The organism is Methylobacterium sp. P1-11 (genome assembly GCF_008329595.1).
GTDB lineage: Bacteria > Pseudomonadota > Alphaproteobacteria > Rhizobiales > Beijerinckiaceae > Methylobacterium.
In genome coordinates this window covers 220419-236547 of sequence record NZ_NPKS01000004.1, presented here as the reverse complement: position 1 = coordinate 236547, position 16129 = coordinate 220419, and the positions used below count along the sequence as shown (strand labels likewise).

The 16129-nt window shown below is 69.9% G+C and carries 18 protein-coding genes; 9 read left to right on the top strand and 9 right to left on the bottom strand.

Going from position 1 to position 16129, the window contains the following annotated elements; translation table 11 throughout:
* Positions 1 to 105: 105 nt before the first annotated feature.
* On the top strand, positions 106 to 1185 hold the full coding sequence (gene purM, locus CIW48_RS06460) for a phosphoribosylformylglycinamidine cyclo-ligase (protein WP_091777564.1): 1080 nt from the start codon (positions 106 to 108) through the stop codon (positions 1183 to 1185).
* Positions 1185 to 1835, top strand: a complete 651-nt coding sequence (purN, locus tag CIW48_RS06455; protein ID WP_173009194.1) for a phosphoribosylglycinamide formyltransferase — start codon at positions 1185 to 1187, stop codon at positions 1833 to 1835. The genes purM and purN overlap by 1 nt, the downstream gene beginning before the upstream one ends.
* 350 nt (positions 1836 to 2185) lie before the next feature.
* Here the strand turns inward: purN and CIW48_RS06450 are convergent, their stop codons facing one another.
* Together CIW48_RS06450 and ndk are read right to left on the bottom strand one after the other, a co-directional pair.
* A complete protein-coding gene (locus CIW48_RS06450; protein ID WP_149310061.1) occupies positions 2186 to 2551 on the bottom strand; it encodes a hypothetical protein in 366 nt (121 codons plus the stop codon).
* Between the two features lie 167 nt (positions 2552 to 2718).
* Positions 2719 to 3141, bottom strand: a complete 423-nt coding sequence (gene ndk, locus CIW48_RS06445) for a nucleoside-diphosphate kinase (RefSeq protein ID WP_091777558.1) — start codon at positions 3139 to 3141, stop codon at positions 2719 to 2721.
* 269 nt (positions 3142 to 3410) lie between these two features.
* Between ndk and CIW48_RS06440 the strand changes: the two genes are divergently transcribed.
* A complete protein-coding gene (locus tag CIW48_RS06440) occupies positions 3411 to 3875 on the top strand; it encodes a DUF2147 domain-containing protein (protein ID WP_149310060.1) in 465 nt (154 codons plus the stop codon).
* Between the two features lie 7 nt (positions 3876 to 3882).
* On the opposite strand, the gene CIW48_RS06435 is transcribed toward CIW48_RS06440, so the two are convergent.
* Entirely contained in the window at positions 3883 to 4518 is a 636-nt protein-coding gene (locus CIW48_RS06435) for a glutathione S-transferase N-terminal domain-containing protein (RefSeq protein WP_149310059.1), read from the bottom strand.
* Positions 4519 to 4784: 266 nt separating this feature from the next.
* On the opposite strand from CIW48_RS06435, the gene CIW48_RS06430 reads away from it, so the two are divergent.
* The 4 genes from CIW48_RS06430 to CIW48_RS06415 all read left to right on the top strand — a co-directional run bounded on the left by CIW48_RS06430 (position 4785) and on the right by CIW48_RS06415 (position 8571).
* Positions 4785 to 5117: a hypothetical protein gene (locus CIW48_RS06430; RefSeq protein WP_149310058.1), complete on the top strand. Its 333-nt coding sequence runs from the start codon at positions 4785 to 4787 to the stop codon at positions 5115 to 5117.
* A 140-nt stretch (positions 5118 to 5257) separates the two neighbouring features.
* The gene (locus CIW48_RS06425) at positions 5258 to 7297 is read left to right on the top strand and encodes an FUSC family protein (protein ID WP_173009193.1); all 2040 of its coding nucleotides are present in this window, start codon (positions 5258 to 5260) and stop codon (positions 7295 to 7297) included.
* Positions 7298 to 7321: 24 nt separating this feature from the next.
* Positions 7322 to 7516, top strand: coding sequence for a DUF1656 domain-containing protein (locus CIW48_RS06420; protein WP_091777551.1), 195 nt, complete (start codon positions 7322 to 7324; stop codon positions 7514 to 7516).
* Positions 7516 to 8571 carry an HlyD family secretion protein gene (locus CIW48_RS06415; RefSeq protein ID WP_149310056.1) on the top strand — a complete coding sequence of 352 codons (1056 nt, stop codon included), beginning with the start codon at positions 7516 to 7518 and terminating at the stop codon, positions 8569 to 8571. Before CIW48_RS06420 ends, CIW48_RS06415 begins: the two co-directional genes overlap by 1 nt.
* Positions 8572 to 9515: 944 nt before the next feature.
* On the opposite strand, the gene gatB is transcribed toward CIW48_RS06415, so the two are convergent.
* From gatB to CIW48_RS33160, 5 genes are all read right to left on the bottom strand, one after another.
* Positions 9516 to 10988 carry an Asp-tRNA(Asn)/Glu-tRNA(Gln) amidotransferase subunit GatB gene (gene gatB / locus CIW48_RS06410; RefSeq protein WP_149310055.1) on the bottom strand — a complete coding sequence of 491 codons (1473 nt, stop codon included), beginning with the start codon at positions 10986 to 10988 and terminating at the stop codon, positions 9516 to 9518.
* Positions 10989 to 11199: 211 nt separating this feature from the next.
* Positions 11200 to 11499, bottom strand: coding sequence for a hypothetical protein (locus tag CIW48_RS06400; RefSeq protein ID WP_149310054.1), 300 nt, complete (start codon positions 11497 to 11499; stop codon positions 11200 to 11202).
* Positions 11496 to 12974, bottom strand: a complete 1479-nt coding sequence (gene gatA / locus CIW48_RS06395) for an Asp-tRNA(Asn)/Glu-tRNA(Gln) amidotransferase subunit GatA (RefSeq protein ID WP_149310053.1) — start codon at positions 12972 to 12974, stop codon at positions 11496 to 11498. Before gatA ends, CIW48_RS06400 begins: the two co-directional genes overlap by 4 nt.
* An 85-nt stretch (positions 12975 to 13059) precedes the next feature.
* The gene (gene gatC, locus CIW48_RS06390; protein ID WP_149310052.1) at positions 13060 to 13347 is read right to left on the bottom strand and encodes an Asp-tRNA(Asn)/Glu-tRNA(Gln) amidotransferase subunit GatC; all 288 of its coding nucleotides are present in this window, start codon (positions 13345 to 13347) and stop codon (positions 13060 to 13062) included.
* A 193-nt stretch (positions 13348 to 13540) separates the two neighbouring features.
* Positions 13541 to 13681, bottom strand: a complete 141-nt coding sequence (locus CIW48_RS33160) for a hypothetical protein (RefSeq protein ID WP_173009192.1) — start codon at positions 13679 to 13681, stop codon at positions 13541 to 13543.
* A gap of 173 nt (positions 13682 to 13854) precedes the next feature.
* Between CIW48_RS33160 and CIW48_RS06385 the strand changes: the two genes are divergently transcribed.
* Together CIW48_RS06385 and ruvX are read left to right on the top strand one after the other, a co-directional pair.
* Entirely contained in the window at positions 13855 to 14424 is a 570-nt protein-coding gene (locus CIW48_RS06385; protein WP_149310051.1) for an SMI1/KNR4 family protein, read from the top strand.
* Entirely contained in the window at positions 14421 to 14927 is a 507-nt protein-coding gene (gene ruvX, locus CIW48_RS06380; RefSeq protein ID WP_091777541.1) for a Holliday junction resolvase RuvX, read from the top strand. The genes CIW48_RS06385 and ruvX overlap by 4 nt, the downstream gene beginning before the upstream one ends.
* Here ruvX and dprA read toward each other — a convergent pair.
* Positions 14917 to 16128, bottom strand: coding sequence for a DNA-processing protein DprA (gene dprA / locus CIW48_RS06375; protein ID WP_149310050.1), 1212 nt, complete (start codon positions 16126 to 16128; stop codon positions 14917 to 14919). The two genes, ruvX and dprA, sit on opposite strands and share 11 nt — an antisense overlap.
* Between the last annotated feature and the right edge of the window lies 1 nt (position 16129).

Genomic DNA, 16129 nt, shown 5'->3' with positions numbered 1-16129 from the left:
AGAGTGGGTATGCGGGGCGCGCCGATCAAGGCGCCGCCGCGCCGACTCGCGCGGGGCGCGGGAAGCCGCTAGAGCGGGGCCAATCTGGAGCGAGGTGGCGCGGGCATGACGGCCAAGGACGGCAACGAGCCGAAAACGGGGCTGACCTACGCGGCGGCGGGCGTCGATATCGATGCCGGCAACGCCATGGTCGAGACGATCAAGCCGCTGGTGCGCTCGACGCGGCGCCCGGGCGCCGACGCCGAGATCGGTGGGTTCGGCGGCCTGTTCGACCTGAAGGCCGCGGGCTTCCGCGACCCGATCCTGGTCGCGGCCAACGACGGCGTCGGCACCAAGGTCAAGATCGCCATCGAGACCGGGCGTCACGACACGATCGGCATCGACCTCGTGGCGATGTGCGTGAACGACATCATCGTCCAGGGCGCCGAGCCGCTGTTCTTCCTCGACTACTACGCCACCGGCAAGTTGGTCCCGGGCGTCGGCGCCGACATCGTGCGCGGCATTGCCGAGGGCTGCCGACAGGCGGGCTGCGCGCTGATCGGCGGCGAGACCGCCGAGATGCCCGGCCTCTACGACGGGTCCGACTACGACCTCGCCGGCTTCTCGGTCGGGGCCGCCGAGCGCGGCACGCTGCTGCCGCGGCCCGGCATCCGGCCAGGCGACGTGGTCCTCGGCCTGCCCTCCTCCGGGGTTCATTCCAACGGCTTCTCGCTGGTTCGCAGGATCGTCGCGAAGACCGGACTCGGCTGGGACGCGCCGGCGCCGTTCGCCCCGGGCCGCAGCCTCGGCGAGGCGCTGCTCGAGCCGACCCGGATCTACGTGAAGCCGCTCCTCGCGGCGCTGGGTGCCACCGACGGGATCCGGGCGCTCGCCCACATCACGGGCGGCGGCTTCCCCGACAACCTTCCCCGGGTCCTGCCGGACGCGGTCGGCATCGCCGTCGACCTCGACGCCGTGACCCCGCCGCCGGTCTTCGGCTGGCTTTCCCGCGAGGGCGGCGTCGCCGAGGCCGAGATGCTGCGCACCTTCAATTGCGGGATCGGCATGGTGGTGATCGCAGCCGCCGACGCGGTGGACGACGTCGACGAGGCCCTCACCCGGGCCGGGGAGACGCCGGTGCGCCTCGGGCGGATCACGGCGCGGGGCGCTGAGCCCGTGACCTTCAGCGGACGCCTCGCCCTCTGATGGCAACCGTCCGCAAGACCCGCGTCGCGATCCTGATCTCGGGGCGCGGCTCGAACATGGTCGCGCTGCTTGAGGCGGCTGAGGATCCCGCCTATCCGGCCGAGATCGTGCTGGTCCTGTCGAACCGCCCGGAGGCGGCGGGCCTCGCCCGGGCGGCCGCGGCCGGGATCCCGACCCAGGCGATCGACCACAGGGCCTTCGCCGACCGCGCCGGCTTCGACGCCGCCCTCGACGCCGCGTTGCGGGCGGCCGAGATCGACCTCGTCTGCCTCGCGGGCTTCATGCGGATCCTGACGACGGATTTCGTGGCGTCCTGGGCCGGGCGGATGCTCAATATCCACCCGTCGCTCCTGCCCCTGTTCAAGGGCACGCACACCCACCGGCAGGCGCTGGAGGCCGGCGTGCGCCTGCACGGCTGCACGGTCCATTTCGTCGTGCCGGAACTCGATGCCGGCCCGATCGTCGCCCAGGCCGCGATCCCGGTCCGCCAGGACGACGATCCCGACAGCCTCGCCGACCGGGTGATCGTTCAAGAGCGCCGTCTCTACCCGGCGGTGCTCGCCCTGGTGGCGGGCGGCCGCGCCCGCCTGGAGGGCGACCGCGTGGTGATCGCCGATACGGCGCCGGACGGCGTGCTGTTCAGCCTCTGAGGGCCTGTCCCGCGTCCTGGTCCGGCTGATCCCATCCACGCCCGCATCCTGAGGTGCGGCGCACCCGCCCCGAAGCTTTACGGCGGAGCTCGCGACTTCTGGCGCCCTCCTTCGAGGCTTTCACTGCGCTCCAGCACCTCGGGATGAGGAGGTGGATGGGAAGGGGCGCGTTCAGGGAGACACCTGCGGCGGCGCGCAGCACGACCGCGGGAAGCTCGCGCCGCTGACAGCACGGGTCGCCCCGACGCCACCGGGCGGAGCGCAGCGATCGGGCATCGCCCCGTCGTCCCCGGTTGCCTTGCTGCGCATGCTCCCGCGGGGTTGCCCGAGGCAACCCCGCGGGTTTGTCCTCAGACCGGGCGCTGCAGCTTGCAGCTGTCGAGAGCCGCGAGCGCCTTCGCGCGGGCGGTGTCATTGAAGTAGCCGGTGGCCCGGTAGGCCTCGATCTCGGAGGTGTCGAGGCTGCGCAGGGTCTGCCGGGCGTAGCAGCCGCAGGGACGCTCCAGGGACGCCTCGGTGGCGCTGGTCAAACGGGCCTGGACGACGGTGCAGGCGTGGCGCACGCGGCCTTCGAGATTGGACTTGCTGGCGGTCTTGAGCGCCGGATCCGGCTCGTATTGCTGGAACGGGGCCGTGGATCCGCCCGCGAGGGCGGCGGTCGCGCCGAGGGCGAACAGGCCGGTCGCGATCAGCAGGGGCAGGCGGCGCATCGTCATGGTCGGGTGGTCCGAAGGCTGAGGTTGTCTAAGCTCGGCCGTTGGACGCTTCCGGGCTCCGTCCCGTCAAGGACGGCCCGGTCACACAGGGCGGCATTCCCGGCGCCGCCGGGTGCAGTGCATGCAAATGGCGGGTCGGTGTGCCCAACCCGCCACCGCCCGTCGCCTCAGGCGGCGATGTCGGAATCCTTGAAGAACTGCGCGATCTCGATCTTGGCGTTCTCGGCGCTGTCGGAGCCGTGCACGGTGTTCTCGCCGACGGACTCGGCGAACTTCTTGCGGATCGTGCCGTCGGCGGCCTGGGCCGGGTTCGTGGCGCCCATGACCTCACGGTACTTGGCCACGGCGTTCTCGCCCTCGAGGACCTGAACCACGACCGGGCCGGAGGTCATGAAGGTCACGAGCTCGCCGAAGAACGGGCGCTCCTTGTGCACCTCGTAGAACTTCTCGGCCTGCTCCTTGGTCATGCGGATGCGGCGCTGGCCGACGATGCGCAGGCCGGCCTCCTCGATGACCGCGTTGACCGCGCCGGTGAGGTTCCGGCGCGTCGCGTCGGGCTTCAGGATCGAGAAGGTGCGCTCGGTGGCCATGGTGCGTCCGGTCTGTCTGTGGAAAAGGTTTGCGGCGCCCCGGCGATCCGGACACGCCGCGGCAGCGAGAATTTCGCTTCGGCGCCGGGCTTATAGCGGGCGCCCCCCCGTGCCTCAAGCTGCGCGGCGAGACCGGGCGGGACAAGCGCGGCCGTGGCTCTGCCGCAACACCGCCGAAAAATCGCCCGATTGCGGCGGCTCAGTCGCGCACCAACCGACTTCGTCCACCCCTCGGGCGTCCGCGGACGCCCCAATCCCGGAGACGAACCATGCGCCTCGCTCTCAGCGCCAGCCTGCTTCTCGCCGGCCTCACGGCCGCTTCGGCCGACACGGGCAAGGATCCGTCCGGTACCTGGCTCACCGGCGATGGACGCGCCAAGATCCGGATCGACCGCTGCGGCCCCGGTCAGAAGCTCGTCTGCGGCAAGGTCGTCTGGCTCAAGACGCCGACCTTCGACAACGGCAGCCCGCGCACCGACCTCAAGAATCCCGACCCGAAGAAGCGCGCCCGGCCGGTGATCGGCCTGCAGCTGATCGAGGGCCTCAAGCCGGATGACGAGAAGTACACCGGCGAACTCTACAACATCGAGGAAGGCAAGATTTACACGGTCAGCCTCGAGCGCGAGAGCGAGGCCGAACTCAACGTCTCGGGCTGCATGCTCAAGATCCTGTGCGGCTCGCAGACCTGGACGCGCGTGCCCGACGTGAACCAGCAGGCCGCCAACAAGAACTGACCGGAGGTCAGATCGATGCGAGGCCGCGCTGCACCGCAGGCCTCGCCAGGATGCTCTCGAGCCACCGGGCCACGTTCGGCAGGGCGTTGATGTCGACGCCCTGCTTGAAGTTCAGCTTCGCCCAGGTGAACGTCGCGATATCGGCGATCGAGTAATCGTCGGCGAGGAACGCCCGACCCTCGAGGCGACGCTCCAGCACCCCGTAGAGGCGCTTGGCCTCGGCGGTGAACCGGTCGATCGCGTAGGGCACCTTCTCGGGCGCGTAGATCTTGAAGTGGTGCGTCTGCCCGAGCATCGGCCCGAAGCCCGCCACCTGCCAGAACAACCACTCGTCGACTACGACGCGGGCGCGCTCGTCGGTCGGATACATCTGCCCGGTCTTCCGGCCGAGATATTGCAGGATCGCGCCTGATTCGAAGACCGAGATCGGCTGTCCACCGGGCCCGTCAGGATCGACGATGGCCGGGATCTTGTTGTTGGGGGATATTGCCAGGAAATCGGGGGCGAACTGCTCGTTCTTGGCGATGTCCACGGGAACGATGCGATAGGGGAGCCCGCACTCCTCCAGCATGATCGGGACCTTCCAGCCGTTCGGCGTACTCCAGGTATGGACGTCGATCGGCCGCCCGGATACCGCTGCCATGCTCTGCCTGCTCCTGGACCCAATCGTCGGCGGCGCGGTGGTCCTCCGCCGTTTCCGGACAATCCGGGCAGTGAAGACGATTTCCCTTCCGCGCTCAAGGGCATCGCGCGAAGGTGCCGCGCAAAGGCATCGCGAACCCGGTCCCACCGATCTGCCGAAGCGTTGCCGCAGCTGTTGGCGGCTGCCGCGTCGGGCTTGCTCGCTCGGCTGGCGAGCGGCGAAACTGCGGCTCGGGCGTCGCAACGTCGCCCGAGGGGGAATATCCGATGATTGATCGTCTCGTCAGGATCGCGATCCTGTCCGTGCCGCTGCTCGCGGCCCAACCCGTCCTCGCCAGGGATGCATCGGCCAAGGATGCATCCGCCAAGGAAGTGCCGGCCAAGGAAGCGCCGACCAGGCAGGCGCCTGCCGCGGAGGTCCCGGCAGCACCGACAGCGAAGCAGCCGAGCCCCGGCCAGTCCGCGACCCGCGACCGGCAGAAGACCTGCGGCTCCGAGTGGCGCGCCCTCACCGACGCGCAGAAAGCCGCGCAGGGGCCGAAATGGCCTCAGTACTGGAGCAAGTGCAACAAGCGCCTCAAGGGCGGCGACAAGGCTTGAGCGGGGGGCGAACCACGGGGCGTCCTGTTTGTTCAGACATCCGCGGGTGATTGGCCGGAGGCGCCACGACATGACGGACCTTTCTCCGTTCCGATGGACGGCGGACAGCCCGCCCAATGCGGTTCGGCGCAAGGTCCGGCATGGCTAAGGCCCCGGTCGCATCCGTCGCGGATCGCCGTGCCGTGTCGGCCATCGACCGCGCGGTGCGCTTTCTCGACGCCTGGGTTCCCAAACCGGCCGCCTGGGCTTTCGCGCTGCGGATCTGGATCGCCATGATGCTGGCGCTGGCCGCGGCCTTCTGGCTCCAGCTCGACAGCGCCTCGTCGGCCGCCACCTGCGTTGCGATCCTCGCCCAGCCCAAGCGCGGGCAGGCGATCTCGAAGGCGGTCTACCGCCTCCTCGGCACGCTGATCGGCGCTGTGGTGGCACTCGTCCTGATGGCCCTGTTCGCTCAGGACCGGGTGCTGCTGCTCCTGGGCTTCACCGTCTGGCTCGGCCTCTGCGTCTTCGTCGCCCAGTTCCTGCAGGATACCCGGGCCTACGGGGCGATGCTGTCCGGCTACACCGTTGCGATCATCGCGCTCGGCCAGATCGACGAGCCGCAGGGCACTTTCGACGCCGCTGTGTCCCGCGTCGCCGTGATCGTCCTCGGCATCGTCGTGATCACCTTCATCAACGACGCCCTCGCCTCGCCGAGCACGTGGCGGGCATTGCTGCCGCAGCTCCGCAAGGCCTGGGACGAGACGCGCGGCTATGCTCGCGAGACGCTGACCGAGGGCGATCTCGGCGCGTCCCGGACCGCGGCGCTGATCCGCACCATCGCGCCGATGCGGGCCGACGCCAGCGCGATTGCGGGCGAACTCGACGACGGCCGCTTCCGGGCGGCCGGCGCGCGCAGCTGCATCGCCGCGCTCTACGTCATGGCGGCGTCGATCCGCAGCGTCGCGGCGGCGGCGGCGTGCCTGCGCAACCCGGGCCCGGCTGTTTCCGAAGCCATGGCGATCTGCAGGCGGGTGACCGATGCGCCCGATCCAGATGCCCTCGACCGAGACGACGAGCGCCTGCGTGATCTGGTCGACGCCGCGATTCGCGACGGGACCCGCCCCCTCGACGAAGTGGTGGTCCTCCAGCGCGCCCTCGACTTCGTCTGCGCCGCGACCTTCGCGCAGGACGGCATCCGCGCGGTCGCCGACGGTCACAAGCCCCTGCGCGACGCCACGCTGCCGACGCATCGCGACTTCCCCGTCGCCCTGCGTGGCGCCTTGCGGGTCGCCCTGAGCTTTGCCGTGACGGCCGCCACCTTCGTGGCCCTCGGCCTGCCGCAGGCCTCCTTCGCGCTGGTCCAGGTCGCCGCCACCGCGGCGCTGTCGTCGGTCACGCCGGATCCGAAGAAATTCGCCACCGGCGTCGTCATCGGGATGACGCTGGCGGCCACGTTCGCGGGCATCGCCCGGTTCGCGCTGCTCAACGGCGTTCAGGGTTTTCCGATGCTGGCCATCGCGATGGCGCCGGTGATCATCTTCGGCTGCTTCCTGTCGCTGAACCCGAGGACCTTCGGCATCGGCTTCATCGTGATCGTGTTCTTCCCCGTCCTGCTCGGCCCCTCCAATCCTCAGACCTACGATGCCCTGACCTTCCTGCTGAACGCGCTCCTCGTGGTCGTTGCGGCCATAATCCTGTCGATCGTCGTCCGCCTCATCCTGCCGGTCACGCCCGCGCAGCAGCGGGCCTTCGCCCTCGATTCGGCCCGGCGGTCCCTCGCCGACGCCCTGATCGGCCAGGGAGGCGACGCCACCACCCGCACGAGCCTGAACGCCGACCGGCTGTTCCAGTTCGCCGGCTACAGCTCGGGGAGCGGTGCCGTCCGGCGGGCAAACCTGCACCACGCCTTCGCCCTCGCCCGCCTGGAGGCCGCCGCCGCCCGCGCCCATGCCGAACTGCGCCGCCTCTGGTCGATCGAGGACCTGCGCGGCGCGATCCCGCATGCGCGTGACGCTCTCGCGGCGGGCAACGACCGCGGCCTCGAGATCGCCGCGCGCGATCTGATCCGCGCCGCCTCCGGCCAGGATCGGCCGGTGCGGCTCACCACCGCCCGCGCTGCGAGCGATCTCGTCACCGCGTCGCGAACCATCACCCGCCACCGGCGATTCCTCCATCGCCTTGACATCGCGCCCTTCTGACGGGCGGCTTTCTCCGGGGTCACGATGCACGAGGACATCCATGTCGGCGGGGTGCTGGTGAGCGCCTTCGTCGCTTATGCGCTGGCCGCGTTCGTGATTCTGGTCGTCCTGCGCCGGGTCTTCGCGCGCATCCGCTTCAGCCGCTACGTCGCCAATGCCCCGCTTGCCGAGGCCGGCCTCTACGTCTGTGTTCTCGCCCTCCTGATCGCGTTCATCTGATGCCCGATACGACCGCCGACGAGGACGATCCGAAGCCTGCCGCCCGCGACGGCGCGCCCGGTCGGAGCGACCCGCTCCCCTCGGTCCCGCGCCAGGCGCGCGCCGCCAAGATCTTCCGTCTTGCGGCGACCGGAGTGATCCTGCTCGCCGCGATCCTGGCGGCCGGCTTCGTTTGGGAATTCTACGTGGCGGCGCCGTGGACCCGGGACGGCACGGTCCGCGTGCAGGTCGCCAACATCGCGCCGCAAGTCGCCGGGCAGATCGTCGAGGTCCGAGTTCACGACAACCAGAATGTCCGAAAGGGCGACGTCCTGTACGTCATCGATCCGATCGACTTCGAGGTGGCGGTCACCTCGGCGGATGCCGAGGTGAAGAATCGCGAGGCCGATCTGCAGGTGAAGAACGCCCAATCGGCGCGGCGCCAGGCGCTCTCGACCGTCTCGACCTCGGTCGAGGAGAAGCAGCAATTTGCCGGCTCCGCCAAGATCGCCGAGGCGGCGGTGGAGAGCGCGCAGGCGCAACTGCGGCAGGCGAAGGTGAATCTCGAACGCACCCAGGTGACCTCCACGGTCAACGGGCGGGTGACCAACCTTCTGATGCGGGTCGGCGACTACGCCCGGACCGGCACCTCGAACATCAGCGTGGTGGACACCGATTCCTTCTGGATCGACGGTTATTTCGAGGAGACCAAGATGCCCAACATCCGCGTCGGCGACCCCGCCGACGTGAAGCTGATGGGCTTCGATCCGCACCTGACCGGGACGGTTGAGAGCATCACGCTCGGCATCTCCACGGCCAATGCCGCGTCGAGCACGCAGGGGCTGCCGGACGTCAATCCGGTCTATACCTGGGTCCGCCTCGCGCAGCGGGTCCCGGTCCGCATCCGCATCGACCACGTCCCGCCCGGTGTTCCGCTCATCGCTGGCATGACCGCGACGGTCTTCGTCAACGGCGGCCGCGGCCCGGCTCCGAACTGGCTCATGGATTTGCGCGACCGGGTCTCCCCCTCGGCGACGCCGGCGGCCGGCCCGGCCACGGAGGCCGGCCGGCACTGAGTCACCGCGCGAACGCGGGCCGATTGACGGTGGTGCGGATGTCTGGAGGCACATCCGCGTCGGAGAGGAGGATGTGCCGCCGCGGCCCCACGCCCGCAGACGGCGGTTCTCGCCTTCCCGCTCTCGAACTTGTCACCGCGTGGACGACGAAGCCGACAGCGCCGACCGGGGCGGCAAGACCGACACGCTCTTCGCCCGCGGCTTCCGCTTTCTGGTCGGAAACAAGGGCGGGTGGCGATTCGCTCGGGCGCCACACGGTCTTTCGCAGTGCCGCAGGATCGATCCAAGTCGTTGACCCCGCAGGCAGTGCGGCGCGGCACTGCGACCAAGTCGAGCGAAAAACCAGGTTGCCGGGAAAATAGCTATTGACCGTCCCGGATGAGGGGCGCAGTCTCCCCCTGTGCTTGGCGAAAGCGGGCACGGGCCGGCACGAAACCTTGATGCGATCAGGTTTCGCAGCAGTGCCGGTTGACGGAAGCTGGAGGAGACAGGCATGACTCCACCGCAGCGGAAAGCCGCCTAGACGGTCCAGGGACCGGTTCGGCCCGAGACTCAGCGGCGCTACACGAACAGCCGGACGGACGCGGCTCCAGGGGCGCAGAAGCGGCCATACATGGCACGCCTTCGAATGCGCGAAAGGCCCCACTTCGAGCCGTTCCGCCGCGGTTTTTCTCAGAGGATCCGCATGCCCCACCTGCCCGGCTGTGCCGCGGCGGGATTTCGTCGTGGCCGAAGCGACGAGGGGGCGCGTCGAGGCGGTGATATCCTGCGACTGGGAAGTGCCAGCAATCCGGCCCGCGCCCGCATCTTGAGGCGCGGCGCAGCCGTTTCGCAGGCGAACTCCAGCCCGCCACGCGGCCCCTGGAGCCCGCCTTCGGGGCCCGCCGACGCGGGCGCCTCAGGATGAGGTCATGCGCGGGAGATGGCCGTCCGTCGCGACGTGTTCACGCGATTCCCAGCTTCGCCTTGAGCAGCGCGTTCACGGCCGCGGGGTTCGCCTTGCCGCCGGTGGCCTTCATGGTCTGGCCGACGAACCAGCCGAGCAGGGTCGGCTTCTCCTTGGCCTGCGCGACCTTGTCGGGATTGGCCGCGATGATCTGGTCCACGGCCGCCTCGATGGCGCCCGTGTCGGTCACCTGCTTCATGCCGCGGCTCTCGACGACGGCGCGCGGGTCGCCGCCCTCCGTCCAGACGATCTCGAACAGGTCCTTGGCGATCTTGCCGGAGATCACGCCCTCGCCGATCAGGTCGATGATCGCGCCGAGCTGGTCCGCCGAGACCGGGGTCGCGTCGATGGACAGGCCCTCCTTGTTGAGGCGCCCGAACAGCTCGTTGATCACCCAGTTGGCCGCGGCCTTGCCGTCCCGGCCCTTCGCCACCGCCTCGTAATAGTCGGCCGAGGCCCGCTCGGCGACCAGCACGCCGGCATCATAGGGCGACAGACCGAACGCCGAGACGAACCGCGCCTTCTTGGCGTCCGGCAGCTCGGGCAGGTCCCTGGCCAGGGCATCGACGAAGGCCTGGTCGAATTCCAGCGGCAGCAGGTCGGGATCGGGGAAGTAGCGGTAATCGTGCGCCTCTTCCTTCGAGCGCATCGAGCGCGTCTCGCCCTTGGTCGGGTCGAACAGGCGCGTTTCCTGGTCGATCTTCCCGCCATCCTCAAGGATGGCGATCTGGCGCCGCGCCTCGGTCTCGATCGCCTGCCCGATGAAGCGGATCGAATTGACGTTCTTGATCTCGCAGCGCGTGCCCAGCGGCTCGCCGGGGCGGCGCACCGAGACGTTCACGTCGGCGCGGAGCGAGCCCTTCTCCATATCGCCGTCGCAGGTGCCGAGATAGCGCAGGATCGTGCGCAGCTTGGTCACATAAGCCTTCGCCTCCTCAGAGGAGCGCAGGTCGGGCCGGGAGACGATCTCCATCAGCGCCACCCCCGACCGGTTGAGGTCGACGAAGCTCCGGGTCGGGTCCTGGTCGTGCAGCGACTTGCCGGCATCCTGCTCAAGGTGCAGGCGCTCGATGCCCACGGTGATCGACGCGCCGTCGGCCAGGTCCACCAGAACCTCGCCCTCGCCGACGATCGGGTCCTTGTACTGCGAGATCTGGTAGCCCTGCGGCAGATCCGGGTAGAAGTAGTTCTTCCGGTCGAATACCGACCGCAGGTTGATCTTGGCCTTCAGGCCGAGGCCGGTGCGCACCGCCTGCGCGACGCATTCCGCGTTGATCACCGGCAGCATCCCGGGCATCGCGGCATCGACCAGCGAGACGTGGTCGTTCGGCTCAGCCCCGAACTCCGTCGAGGCGCCGGAGAACAGCTTCGCCCGGCTGGACACCTGGGCATGGATCTCCATGCCGACGATCACCTCCCAATCGTGGAGGCCGCCCTTGATCAGCTTCTTGGGGTCGACGGGTGCGTTCATGGTCGTCCGGGCCGAGGAAAGGAGCGTGGCGTGATCCTCCCACCCACGGCCTCGTCCTGAGGTGCTGCGCAGCAGCCTCGAAGGAGCGCTCCAGGGATCGCGCGGCCAGCTGGAGGCCTCCTTCGAGGCCCGCTCACGCGGGCGCCTCAGGATGAGGGCGCGGGTGGGCGTGGATGTCTTCCGGTCACTTACGGGTGGCGTCGCGAAAAGATCAAGCGCGGCGTCGGACCGCCTGCCGGGCGCCGTAGCCGACGATCGCCCAGAGCAGGGCCGCGACGGCGCGCACCGGGAAGAAGGTCGGGCCGTCATGGGTGATCGGCGCCGGCCACGGAATGCCGGCCGCGCTCACCGCGTAGGAGAACAGCACCGAGAAGCCGAGCGCCGCGATCGCCGCGATGAACACCTTGCCGAATTGGCTGGCGGTCCAGCCGAGATAGACCGCCACCACGATCAGCGCCGGATCGAACCCGGCCCAGATCCAGACCGTCCAGGGGTAGTATGGGACGGTCATGACCACCACGGCTCGGGCAGGGTTGTGCGACCCGCCGAATCCTCGATCACCTGCGCGACCGCGAACAGCGTCTCCTCGTCGAAGGGACGGCCGATGAGCTGCAGGCCGAGCGGCAGGCCCTGGCCATCGAGCCCGGCCGGTACGGCGATGCCCGGCAAGCCTGCCATGTTCACCGTCACGGTGAACACGTCGTTGAGGTACATCTCCACAGGGTCGGCCGAGGCCTTCTCGCCGATGCCGAAGGCGGCCGACGGCGTGGCCGGCGTGAGGATGGCGTCGACGCCATCCGCGTAGGCCACCTCGAAGTCGCGCTTGATCAGCGTGCGGATCTTCTGCGCGCGGACATAGTAGGCGTCGTAGTAGCCTGCCGAGAGCACGTAGGTGCCAATCATGATCCGGCGCTTCACCTCACGGCCGAAGCCGGCGGCGCGGGTGTTCTCGTACATCCCGGCGATATCCTTGCCGGGCACGCGCAGTCCGTAGCGGACGCCGTCGTAGCGGGCGAGGTTCGAGGAGGCCTCGGCCGGGGCCACGATGTAATAGGCCGGCAGCGCGTAGGCGGTGTGCGGCAGCGAGATCTCCTTGATCGTCGCCCCGGCCGCCTTCAGCCAGGCCGCTCCCTCGTCCCAGAGCTTCTGGATCTCGGCGGGCATGCCGTCGACCCGGTACTCCTTCGGGATGCCGATGGTCAGACCCTTCACGCCGCGGGTGACCGCAGCCTCGAAATCGGGCACGGCCAGATCGGCGCAGGTCGTGTCACGGGCATCCGCGCCGGCCATGGAACCGAGCAGGATTGCACAGTCGCGCACCGTCCGGGCGATCGGGCCGGCCTGGTCGAGGGAGGAGGCGAAGGCCACCGTGCCCCAGCGCGAGCAGCGCCCGTAGGTCGGCTTGATCCCGACCGTGCCGGTGAAGGCGGCGGGCTGGCGGATCGAACCGCCGGTATCGGTCGCGGTGGCGCCGAGGCAGAGCCGCGCCGCGACCGCCGCGGCGGAGCCGCCCGATGAGCCGCCGGGCACGATCTGCGCGTCCGATCCGGTCCGCCGCCAGGGCGATACGACGTTGCCGTAGGCGCTGGTCTCGTTGGACGAGCCCATGGCGAACTCATCGAGATTCAGCTTGCCGAGCATCACGGCGCCGTCGCGCCACAGATTGGCCGACACGGCCGATTCGTAATGCGGCTCGAACGTCTCGAGGATCTTGGAGCCGGCCGTGGTCGTCACGCCATGCGTGCAGAACAGGTCCTTGATGCCGAGGGGAATGCCCTCGAGCGGCCGCGCCTCGCCGGACGCGATCTTCTGGTCGGAGGCCTCGGCCATCTTCAGCGCGCGGTCCGGGGTCTCCCGGATATACGCGTTCAGGACGCGGGCTTTGGCCATGGCGTCGAGATGCGCCTGGGTCAGCTCGCGGGCCGAGATCCGCTTCGCCTTCAGGGCGTCCCGCGCCTCGGCCAGGGTCAGTTCGTTCGGATTCACGCTGTTCACGTCCCCGCGCGCCGCGGCGCGCCCGCCAGAAATCCGGTCCGCAAGGTCCGGGCCTAAGGTGCAGGTCGAGACCGGTCTACTCGACCACCTTCGGGACCAGGAAGTAATTGTCCTCGGTCTCGGGCGCGTTGGCGACGACGTCGGCGGCGCGGCCGCCTTCGGTCACGACGTCCTCGCGCTTCTTCATCGCCATCGGCGTGACCGAGGTCATCGGCTCGACGTCCGCGACGTCGACCGTGCCGAGCTGCTCGACGAAGGCGAGGATCGCGTTCAACTCGCCCTGCAGCGGCCCGACTTCGTCGTCGGTGACCGCGATCCGCGCCAGATGCGCGATGCGCCGAACCGTCTTCTCGTCGACCGACATGCCGTCCCGTTCGCCCCTGCCCGGGATCACGCTCCCGAAGTCGGTCGGGCTATAGCATCGGCTCTCGACGCGCCGCAACGCGGGCGGAGGCGGGTACGGGGCCTGCGCCGCCCGCGTGCCGGCATCGGGGATCGCCGCCACGCGCGGAGACGGCCGAACGGGGTCGGAGGGGGACCGGGCTCCCGAGGGCCCGTCAGGTGACCACGTGGTGGGGCGTCACCGACATCTCGATGGTGATTCCCTGTTGCCGGACCGGCTGGATCATGGCTTGGGTGAAGCCCGCGATCAGGATCTCGAAGGCGAGGAGCAGCATCCAGCGATGCTTGCGCGGCATCGCCCGCCGGGATCCCGACGGGGCGGAACAGGAGAGCTGGCCGTTCGTCGACAAGGCATGCCCCTAAGAGCGTGGTTTAACGGATCATTAACCTACCTAGACGCGAACGGCTCCGCGCGCACCGGGGGCGATCTGCTGAGGAGCTGAAGCCTGTGGACGGTGGAGCGGGAGCGATGTGGGAGCAGGTTTTCGAGGATCTCGCGCCGGGCTTCGTTCCGGACGCGGCGGCCCTCGACCGGGCGGCCGAGGCGCTGGGCTTTTCCCTGCCGGCCTCCTATCGCACCTTCTGCGGGACCTGCGGGGTCGGCCTGGCGGCGGGACAGTTCCGCGTCGCGGTGCCGGCGCCGTTCGAAGCCTGCGATCTGGTGAGCCAGGCGGGCCTGATCGCCCACAGCGTCGGCGCCGCCGTCGCGATGCTGGAGGAGGGATCGGAGCCGCACCGCTTCGACGTCGAGGGCGGCGAGGCCAGCGTGGTCGAGCGCGCCTGCTTCTTCGGCGCGGGCGAGGATGGCAGCTTCCTGTTCTGGGACGTCTCCGGGACCGACGGGGAGTACGATATCTGGCTGCTCGCGCCCGACCTGGAAACGGTGCGGTTCGGCGGCGAGAGCCTCGACGATTTCTTCACGCGGATCACCGCGCCGTCCGCGGCCCTGGTTCTCGGACCGGGCGCGGAGCCCCTGCCCGCCCGGTTCGAGGGCATCACCGAGGCCACCCTGGCGCGCGCCGTACAGGCGGAGTCATGAACTTCGACGCGATCCGGGCCTTTGCGGCCGAATCCCGCGGCGGCGCCCGGCTGATCGGCATCGATCTCGGCACCAAGACGATCGGACTCGCCCTGTCGGATCTCGGACGGCAGATCGCGACGCCTCTGGAAACGATCCGGCGGGTGAAGTTCACCCCCGACGCGCAGCGGCTCGCCGCCCTGTGCCGGCAGCACGCGGTCGGCGGCCTCGTCGTCGGGCTGCCGCTCAACATGGATGGCAGCGAGGGGCCGCGGGTGCAGTCGACCCGCGCCTTCATGCGCAACCTAGCGCCGATCTGCCCCCTGCCCCACGTCTTCTTCGACGAGCGCCTGTCGACCGCCGTGGTCACGCGGGCCTTGATCGAGGCCGATGCCTCGCGGGCGCGGCGCGGCGAACTCGTGGACAAGCTGGCCGCCGCCTACATCCTCCAAGGCTGCCTCGACGTCATGCGCAACCTCGCCGACGCCGACGCGGACACCGACGACGACTTCCTCAACGACTGACCAGGGAGACCGTGCCGCTGCCGTGGCGCTCGATCCGTCCGTCGAGTTCGAGTTCCAGCAGCACGCTCTGCACGATCCGGGCGCCGACGCCGGCGGTCCGCGCCAGCTCGTCGGTGCCGACCGGGCTCGGGCCGAGCAGCGCCACGATCCGCGCCCGGTCATCCTCGGGCTCGGGCGGCGCGTCCGCGCAGGTCGGGCGGTCGAAGAGCGCGGGCGCGCGCCGGCGCGGTGTCGGGTCGAGGTCCCCGCAGGGCCCGTCGAGTTCGATCTCGTCCCAGAAATCCGGCTGCTCGGCGAGGTCCGGCCGTCCGCGCGCGGGCGCCGCGTCCGCGTCCGGGCCGCGCTCGATGATCGGGCCGAGCACATCGAGGATGTGGGAGACCTCGGAGACGAGGGCAGCGCCCTGGCGGATCAGGTCGTTCGTGCCCTCGGCGCGCGGGTCGAGGGGCGAACCCGGGACCGCGAAGACCTCCCGATTCTGTTCCAGGGCATAGCGCGCCGTGATCAGCGACCCGGAGCGGCGGGCGGCTTCGACCACGACGGTCCCGTAGGACAGGCCGGAGATGATGCGGTTGCGGCGGGGGAAGTCGCGCCCACGCGGTTCCCAGCCCATGGGCATCTCGGCGAGGACGGCGCCCCCCTCCCCCAGGATCGCCTCGACCAGGGCGGCATGGCTCGCCGGATAGATCCGGTCCTGACCACCGGCCATGACGGCGATCGTCCCGGTTTGCAGGCTGGCCCTGTGGGCCCGGGCGTCGATCCCGCGGGCGAGGCCGGAGACCACCGTCAGGCCGGCCTCACCGAGTCCCCGGGCCAGCCGCTCCGTAAAGGCGAGCCCGGCCGTCGAGGCGTTGCGCGAGCCGACGAGCGCGGCGGCGGGCCGGTTGAGGATGGAAGCGCCGCGCAGGGCCAGGAGCGGCGGCGCCGCATCGACCTGGGCGAGAAGCCTGGGGTAATCCGCCTCGCCCGTGGCAATCAGCCGACCGCCAAGACGGACGAGCGCCGCGGTCTCGTCCTCGGCTTCACTCCGCGTCGGCGGCGTGATTCGTCTTCCCTGGCGGGCGGTGAGGTCCGGCAGGGCATCGAGGGCGGCGGCTGCGCCGCCGAAGCGGTTGATGAGTCTTCGGAAGCTTCGCGGCCCGACGCCCTCGGTTCGGATCAGCCGCAGCCAGTCGAGCCGCTGGGCATCGGTGAGCTGCATC